Below are 6434 nucleotides of genomic sequence, written 5' to 3' on the forward strand. Positions count from 1 at the left end.
ACGAGCGGCGGCCATGCGTTACGCCCTGGGCGTCGAATACGACGGCGGCGGCTTCCAGGGCTGGCAGGGACTGGGCCCGTCGGGCCCGCCGACCGTGCAGGCTGCGCTGGAACGCGCGCTGTCCTCGGTCGCCGACCAGGCCATCACCGTCACCTGCGCCGGCCGCACCGACGCCGGTGTCCACGCCGAATGCCAGGTGGTGCATTTCGACAGCACCGCCGAACGCGATCCGCGTGCCTGGACCCTGGGCACCAGCGGCCGCCTGCCGCCGGCGGTGTGCGTGCGCTGGTGCGTGCCGGTGCCGCTGGAGTTCAACGCGCGCTTCTCCGCGCGCGCGCGCCGCTACCGCTACCGCCTGGTCAACCGCCAGGTGCGCCCGGCGCTGTACCGCTCGCTGCTGGCCTGGGAACGTCGTCCGCTGGACGCAGGGGCCATGCACCGCGCCGCGCAGGCGCTGCTGGGCGAGAACGACTTCAATGCCTTCCGCACCGTGCACTGCCAGGCACCACACGCACGCCGCGACCTGCAGGAGATCGTGGTGCGCCGGGTCGGCGAGGTGGTGGAGATCGAGGTCCAGGCCAATGCATTCCTCCATCACATGGTCCGCAATATCGTCGGCTCGCTGCTCGAGGTCGGCGCGGGAGCGCAGCCGGAAGGGTGGATCGGGGAACTGCTGGCCGGCCGCGACCGCACCCTGGCCGGACCGACGGCACCGCCGCAGGGGCTGGTCTTCCTGCGTCCGCTGTATCCGCCAGAATGGGGCCTGCCCGCGGAGGTGACCCTGTGAACCGCACCCTCTACCGCACCCGGATCAAGTTCTGCGGCATGACCCGCCCGGGCGACGTGCGCCTGGCCGGCGAGCTGGGCGTGGACGCGGTCGGCTTCGTGTTCGCAGACGGCAGTCCGCGCCGGATCACGCCGGCCGAGGGGCGGCAGTTGCGCCTGGCGCTGGCGCCGATGGTCGGCGTGGTGGCGCTGTTCCGCGACAACACCGCCGCCGACGTGCGCGAGGTGGTGCGCCAGGTGCGCCCGGCGCTGCTGCAGTTCCATGGCGACGAGGACGACGCGTTCTGCCGCGGTTTCCGCGTGCCGTGGATGAAGGCCATCCCGATGGGCGGCGGCGAGGCGTGGGACGCGCGCGCCTTGCAGCAGCGCTGGCCCAATGCCGACGGTTTCCTGTTCGATTCGCATGGCAAGGGGGGCGCCGGCGGCACCGGGCATGCGTTCGACTGGAGCCGGATCCCGACCGGGCTGCACCGGCCGTTCGTGCTGGCCGGAGGCATCACCCCGGACAACGTCCACGACGCGATCCTGGCCACGTTGCCGTGGGCGGTGGACGTGGCCAGCGGGATCGAGGCGGCACCGGGGATCAAGGACGGCGAGAAGATGCGGCGCTTCGTGGCTGAAGTGCGCAAGGCCGACTGCGCGGCCGATTAGCCCCTCCAGGCGTGGCCTGGCGGATGCGTTCGAACCCTTCGCCCTGGAATCCGCCTCATGCCTGTTCCGCTGAGCAAGCGTCCCGCCAGAAAAGCAGCGAAATCCAGTGTCCGTGCGAAGGCGACCTCGCGCGCGCGGCGCGCGCCGCTGCGGGTCGACCTGGCGTTGCAGGGCGGCGGCGCGCACGGCGCCTTCACCTGGGGCGTGCTCGACCGCCTGCTGGAAGAGGAGTGGCTGCAGATCGATGGCATCTCCGGCACCTCGGCCGGAGCGATGAACGCGGCGGTGCTGGTGGATGGACTGGACCGGGGCGGGCGCGAGGGCGCGCGGCAGGCATTGGCCGCGTTCTGGCGCGCGGTGTCGGATGCGGCGCGCTTCAGCCCGCTGCAACGCGGGCCGCTGGACGTGCTGCTGGGCCGCTGGAGCCTGGAGGGCTCGCCGCTGTTCGTGGGCATGGACCTGGCTTCGCGGCTGTGGTCGCCGTACGACCTCAATCCGTTCGGGATCAATCCGCTGCGCGACATCCTGGAGCGCTCGATCGATTTCGAGGCGCTGGCGAACTCGAAGACGCGGCTGTTCATCACCGCCACCAACGTGCGTACCGGCCGTGGCCGGGTGTTCCGCAACGCCGAGCTGACCCCGGACGTGCTGCTGGCCTCGGCCTGCCTGCCGAACATGTTCCAGGCGGTGGAGCTGGACGGCGAGTACTGGTGGGACGGCGGCTATTCCGGCAATCCGACCATCACCCCGCTGGTGCGCGATTGCGACTCCAACGACACGATCCTGGTGGCGATCAATCCGGTCGAGCGCGAAGGGCGGCCGACCACCGCGCGCGAGATCCTCAACCGGATCAACGAGGTCTCGTTCAACGCCGGCCTGCTCAAGGAGCTGCGCATGATCGCGATGCTGCGCCAGGTGGTGGACGCGGGCAATTGCGAGGGCGCGCGCTGGGCGCGGATGCGCATCCACCTGGTGCGCAACGAGCTGGCCGCCGAGCTGGATTCCTCGTCGAAGATGAATGCCGAATGGGCGTTCCTGACCATGCTGCACGCCGAGGGCCGGCGCGCGGCGGAGGCGTTCCTGGAGCGCGACGGCGGCAACCTGGGCAAGCGTTCGTCGGTGGACCTCGACGTGCTGCTGGACGGAGTCTGAGCCATGGGGCTGCTCGGCATCCTCGTCGGCCTTGGCCTGCTGGTGTTCCTGTCCTATCGCGGCTGGAGCGTGCTGCTGCTGGCGCCGGCGGCGGCGCTGCTGGTGGCGCTGTTCTCGGGCGAGCCGCTGCTGGCGCACTGGACGATCACCTTCATGTCCAGCGCCGCCGGTTTCATCGCCCAGTTCTTCCCGATCTTCCTGCTCGGTGCGCTGTTCGGGAAGCTGATGGAGGACAGCGGCTCGGTGTCGGCCATCGCCGCTTTCATGACCGAAAAGCTGGGCACGCGGCGGGCGATGCTGGCGGTGGTGCTGGCCGGTGCGCTGGTGACCTACGGCGGGGTCAGCCTGTTCGTGGCGTTCTTCGTGCTGGCGCCGATGGCCGCGGCGCTGTTCCGCAGCGCCGGCATCCCGCGGCGGCTGATGCCGGCGGCGCTGATGCTGGGCACCGCCACCTTCACCATGTCGGCGATGCCGGGCACGCCGGCGATCCAGAACGCGATCCCGATGCCGTTCTTCGGCACCACGCCGTTCGCCGCGCCGGGCATCGGCGTGATCGCCTCGGCGATCATGCTCGGCTTCGGGCTGTGGTGGCTGGGGCGGGCCGAAGCGCGCGCACGCGCGGCGGGCGAGGGTTTCGGCGACGCCTTGCCGCTGGCGTCCGATGCGGTCGCCAGCGACGGGCTGGTGCGCGAGCGCGCTTCGGTGGCGCAGGCCTTCGATCCGGCCGAGGTGGGCCGGGGTGCGCCGGAGGCGGGACGGCCGGCGCCGCTGGCGGCGTTTGCGCCGCTGGTGGTGGTGATCGCGGTGAACCTGCTGATGTCGCTGTTCGTGCTGCCGCGGATGGACGTTGCGTTCCTGGCCGAGCCGCGTTTCGGCCCGACCACGCTGCCGGCGGTGGGCGGGGTGTGGTCGGTCTCGGTGGCGCTGGCCGCGGCGATCGTCGCGGTGGTCGCGCTCAATTTCCGCCGCTTCCCCGCGCTGCGTTCCACCGTGGACGCCGGCGCCAACGCTTCGGTGCTGCCGATCCTGGCAGTCGCCAGCCTGGTCGGCTTCGGTGCCGTGGTCGCGGCGATGCCGGCGTTCGCGCTGGTGCGCGACTGGGTGCTGGGCGTCGGCGGCGGGCCGCTGGTCTCGCTGGCGCTGGCGACCAACGTGCTGGCCGGGCTCACCGGCTCGGCCTCGGGCGGCCTGACCATCGCGCTCGATGCGCTGGGGCCGACGTTCATGGAGCTGGCCGAGTACACCGGCCTGTCGCCGGAGCTGATGCACCGGGTGGCGGTGATCGCCGCCGGCACGCTGGACAGCCTGCCGCACAACGGCGCGGTGATCACGCTGCTGGCGGTGTGTGGCTGCACCCATCGCGAGAGCTATCGCGACCTGGCCATGGCCGCCATCGTCGGGCCGATCCTGGCGCTGGTGGCGGTGATCGTGCTGGGGACGTTGTTCGGTTCGTTCTGAGGTGCGCGGCCGAGGCCCGGCGCCGCGTGAAGCGGGGTGCGCGGCAGGGCAGCCGCCGCATGGCACGTGGATTCAGGCGCTGCGCTTGCCCGACGTCGTCGGAAACTGCGCCTCCACCAGGTTCAGCAGCAGGCGCCGGGTCTGCTTGCCGCCGAGACGGTAGGCCATCAGCAGGCGGCGTTCGTCCGGGTCGTGGACCAGTTCGGCGTCCACCGCCGGGACGTCTTCGACCTCGGCCAGGAAGGCGACCGGGCCGCGGCCGGTCGCCAGCCATTCGAAGCACACCCCGGTGACCTGGGCCAGCCGCTCCAGCCGCGAACTGGCCGGCAGCGCGCCCACCGAGCATTCCCAGTTGGCCACCGCGCCGCGGGTCACGCCCAGGCGCGCGGCAAGCGCCTCCTGCGACAAGCGCGCACGCTGGCGGGCAACGCGGATCCGCATCGAGATCTTCATGGGTTCCCCCGCACGTCCCCTGTGCAGTACGGAGAGGGTATCGCTCCGTATGGTTGCGCCGCAATGGGACAAAGGGACGCAAGCGATACTGGCGCAAGGCCGTACACGTGCGCTTGCATGCGCTCGCCCAGCCCTGTCCCGCGTGGGTGCTGCGGCGGGATGCAAGTGATATTGGCTGCATCCACCCCCGTGCATGGCTTGATGGATGCGCTGCCCGTGGCGAGCATCGGAGCGCCCCCTGCTTCGGAATCGAAGCGTGGACGGGTGATCGCCAGGGAACGGGAAGGAAACGATGCAGGAGCTGTTCCGCAAGGAAGCGCTGGAGGCGCGCGGCACGAGTTGGCTCGGCGCGATATCGCTGGCCCAGCCGTTGCGGCTGTGGCTGTTGACCCTGCTCGCGGCACTGGCGGCGCTGGCCGTCGCCGCTTTCCTGGCCCTGGGGACCTACACCCGTCGCTCCACCGTGGTCGGCCAGCTGGTGCCCGTGCAAGGCCTGGCTACCGTGCTCGCGCCCGCCACGGGCGTCGTCGGCCGCCTCGATGTCCGCGAAGGCCAGCGCGTGGATGCCGGCCAGGCCTTGGCCATCGTGGCGATGCCGCGTGCGACCCCCGCGGCGGGAGATACCCAGGCGGCGCTGGAGACGCGCCTGGCCCAGCGCCAGGCCGGCCTGCAGTCGGCGCAGGACGCCCAGCAAGAACAACTGCAGGCCCAGGCCGACGGCCTGCGCCGGCAACTGGTTTCGGCACGCCGCGAACTGGCCCAGACCGAAGCCGAAGTCTCGACCCGCCAGGCGCAGGCGCGGATTGCCGCCCAAACCCTGCAACGCCTGCACCAGCTGCGCGACAGCCGCTACGTGAGCCTGCTGCAGATCGAGCAGCAGCAATCGGCCGCGCTGGATTACGCCGGCCAGGTGCAGGCCCTGCAGCGCCAGGCCAGCGCCGCGCACCGCGCCATCGCCCAGTTGGAGCAGGCGCTGCGCGAACTGCCCGGGCAGCAACAGGTCGTGGCCGCAACCCTGCAGCGCGACCTCGCCTCGCTGGAGCAGGAGCGCGTACAGACCCAGGCCCAGGGTGTGCTGGCGGTGAGCGCTCCGGTGGATGGCGTGGTGGCGACCCAACTGGTCAAGCCGGGCCAAGCGGTGCAGGCCGGCCAGCCGCTGCTGAGCCTGCTGCCGGGCGACGGCAGGCTGGAAGCGGAGCTGCTGGCGCCCAGCCGGGCCATTGGCTTCATCGCGCCGGGCGACCGCGTGCTGCTGCGCTACCAGGCCTATCCGTACCAGAAGTTCGGCCACCACGCCGGCACGGTAGCGCGGATCAGCCGCAGCGCGCTGGGCGGCGGCGAAGCAGGCGAACCGTACTACCGCGTCACCGTGGCCCTGGCCGAGCAGGCGGTGACCGCCTACGGCCGGCCCGAACCGCTCAGGCCTGGAATGCTGCTGGACGCGGACATCCTGGGCGAGGAGCGGCGGCTGATCGAATGGGTGTTCGAGCCGCTTTATTCGCTTAGGGGCAAGGTGGGGGGTGTTTGATCCTCACTGCAGCGACGAGATTGCCGGGTGTTTTCCCGGTCCCATGGCGCAGGGTGTGCGCGAATCCATGATCAAGGAGGAAGGGATATGCGTGAATTGAGCATTGATGACCTGCATGCAGTGAGTGGTGGACTTGAAAAATGCGAGATGTCGACTGCCACGAAAGTGGAGCTCACTGTCATCACGGTGATCAGTCCACTGATCGGGCTGGCGGCAATCGCTGCCTACTATGCAAACAGGGACTGCTGATGAATTATTTTCGAGTAGAGCAAAGGAGTTCGACGTCCCCCCGGTTTTGAGTAGCACGGCGAACTGGAGTCCAATTCCCCAAAGCGAGGAGATTGGACGTGAAGAAGCGCTTTTCCGAAGAGCAGATCATCGGCTTCCTGCGTGAGGCCGAGGCCGG

At 70.4% G+C, this 6434-nt stretch carries 7 protein-coding genes; 6 read left to right on the top strand and 1 reads right to left on the bottom strand.

Going from position 1 to position 6434, the window contains the following annotated elements; all coding sequences use genetic code 11:
* Positions 1-13: 13 nt before the first annotated feature.
* The 4 genes from truA to CSC64_RS03070 are packed head-to-tail and all read left to right on the top strand — an operon-like array spanning position 14 to position 4047.
* Positions 14-787 (top strand): tRNA pseudouridine(38-40) synthase TruA, encoded by a 774-nt coding sequence (truA, locus tag CSC64_RS03055; RefSeq protein ID WP_162433846.1) that lies wholly within the window; start codon positions 14-16, stop codon positions 785-787.
* Positions 784-1437 carry a phosphoribosylanthranilate isomerase gene (locus tag CSC64_RS03060; protein ID WP_162433847.1) on the top strand — a complete coding sequence of 218 codons (654 nt, stop codon included), beginning with the start codon at positions 784-786 and terminating at the stop codon, positions 1435-1437. The genes truA and CSC64_RS03060 overlap by 4 nt, the downstream gene beginning before the upstream one ends.
* Positions 1438-1494: 57 nt before the next feature.
* Positions 1495-2589 (top strand): patatin-like phospholipase family protein, encoded by a 1095-nt coding sequence (locus CSC64_RS03065; protein WP_162433848.1) that lies wholly within the window; start codon positions 1495-1497, stop codon positions 2587-2589.
* A gap of 3 nt (positions 2590-2592) precedes the next feature.
* A complete protein-coding gene (locus CSC64_RS03070) occupies positions 2593-4047 on the top strand; it encodes a GntP family permease (RefSeq protein WP_162433849.1) in 1455 nt (484 codons plus the stop codon).
* Positions 4048-4119: 72 nt separating this feature from the next.
* Here the strand turns inward: CSC64_RS03070 and CSC64_RS03075 are convergent, their stop codons facing one another.
* Positions 4120-4500, bottom strand: coding sequence for a helix-turn-helix transcriptional regulator (locus CSC64_RS03075; RefSeq protein ID WP_162433850.1), 381 nt, complete (start codon positions 4498-4500; stop codon positions 4120-4122).
* Positions 4501-4792: 292 nt separating this feature from the next.
* On the opposite strand from CSC64_RS03075, the gene CSC64_RS03080 reads away from it, so the two are divergent.
* Together CSC64_RS03080 and CSC64_RS03085 are read left to right on the top strand one after the other, a co-directional pair.
* Positions 4793-6028, top strand: a complete 1236-nt coding sequence (locus CSC64_RS03080) for an HlyD family secretion protein (RefSeq protein ID WP_162433851.1) — start codon at positions 4793-4795, stop codon at positions 6026-6028.
* Between the two features lie 87 nt (positions 6029-6115).
* Positions 6116-6277: a hypothetical protein gene (locus CSC64_RS03085; RefSeq protein ID WP_162433852.1), complete on the top strand. Its 162-nt coding sequence runs from the start codon at positions 6116-6118 to the stop codon at positions 6275-6277.
* The last annotated feature ends 157 nt before the right edge of the window (positions 6278-6434 follow it).

The sequence above is a fragment of the Pseudoxanthomonas koreensis genome (genome assembly GCF_010093225.1).
Lineage (GTDB): Bacteria > Pseudomonadota > Gammaproteobacteria > Xanthomonadales > Xanthomonadaceae > Pseudoxanthomonas > Pseudoxanthomonas koreensis.

What these genes read in the sequence shown, in the direction of transcription:
- CSC64_RS03065 (WP_162433848.1), top strand. Translation starts at nt 1,495, where the DNA reads ATGCCTGTTCCGCTGAGCAAGCGTCCCGCCAGAAAAGCAGCGAAATCC.
- CSC64_RS03085 (WP_162433852.1), top strand. Translation starts at nt 6,116, where the DNA reads ATGCGTGAATTGAGCATTGATGACCTGCATGCAGTGAGTGGTGGACTT.
- CSC64_RS03080 (WP_162433851.1), top strand. Translation starts at nt 4,793, where the DNA reads ATGCAGGAGCTGTTCCGCAAGGAAGCGCTGGAGGCGCGCGGCACGAGT.
- truA (WP_162433846.1), top strand. Translation starts at nt 14, where the DNA reads ATGCGTTACGCCCTGGGCGTCGAATACGACGGCGGCGGCTTCCAGGGC.
- CSC64_RS03075 (WP_162433850.1), bottom strand. Translation starts at nt 4,500, where the DNA reads ATGAAGATCTCGATGCGGATCCGCGTTGCCCGCCAGCGTGCGCGCTTG.
- CSC64_RS03070 (WP_162433849.1), top strand. Translation starts at nt 2,593, where the DNA reads ATGGGGCTGCTCGGCATCCTCGTCGGCCTTGGCCTGCTGGTGTTCCTG.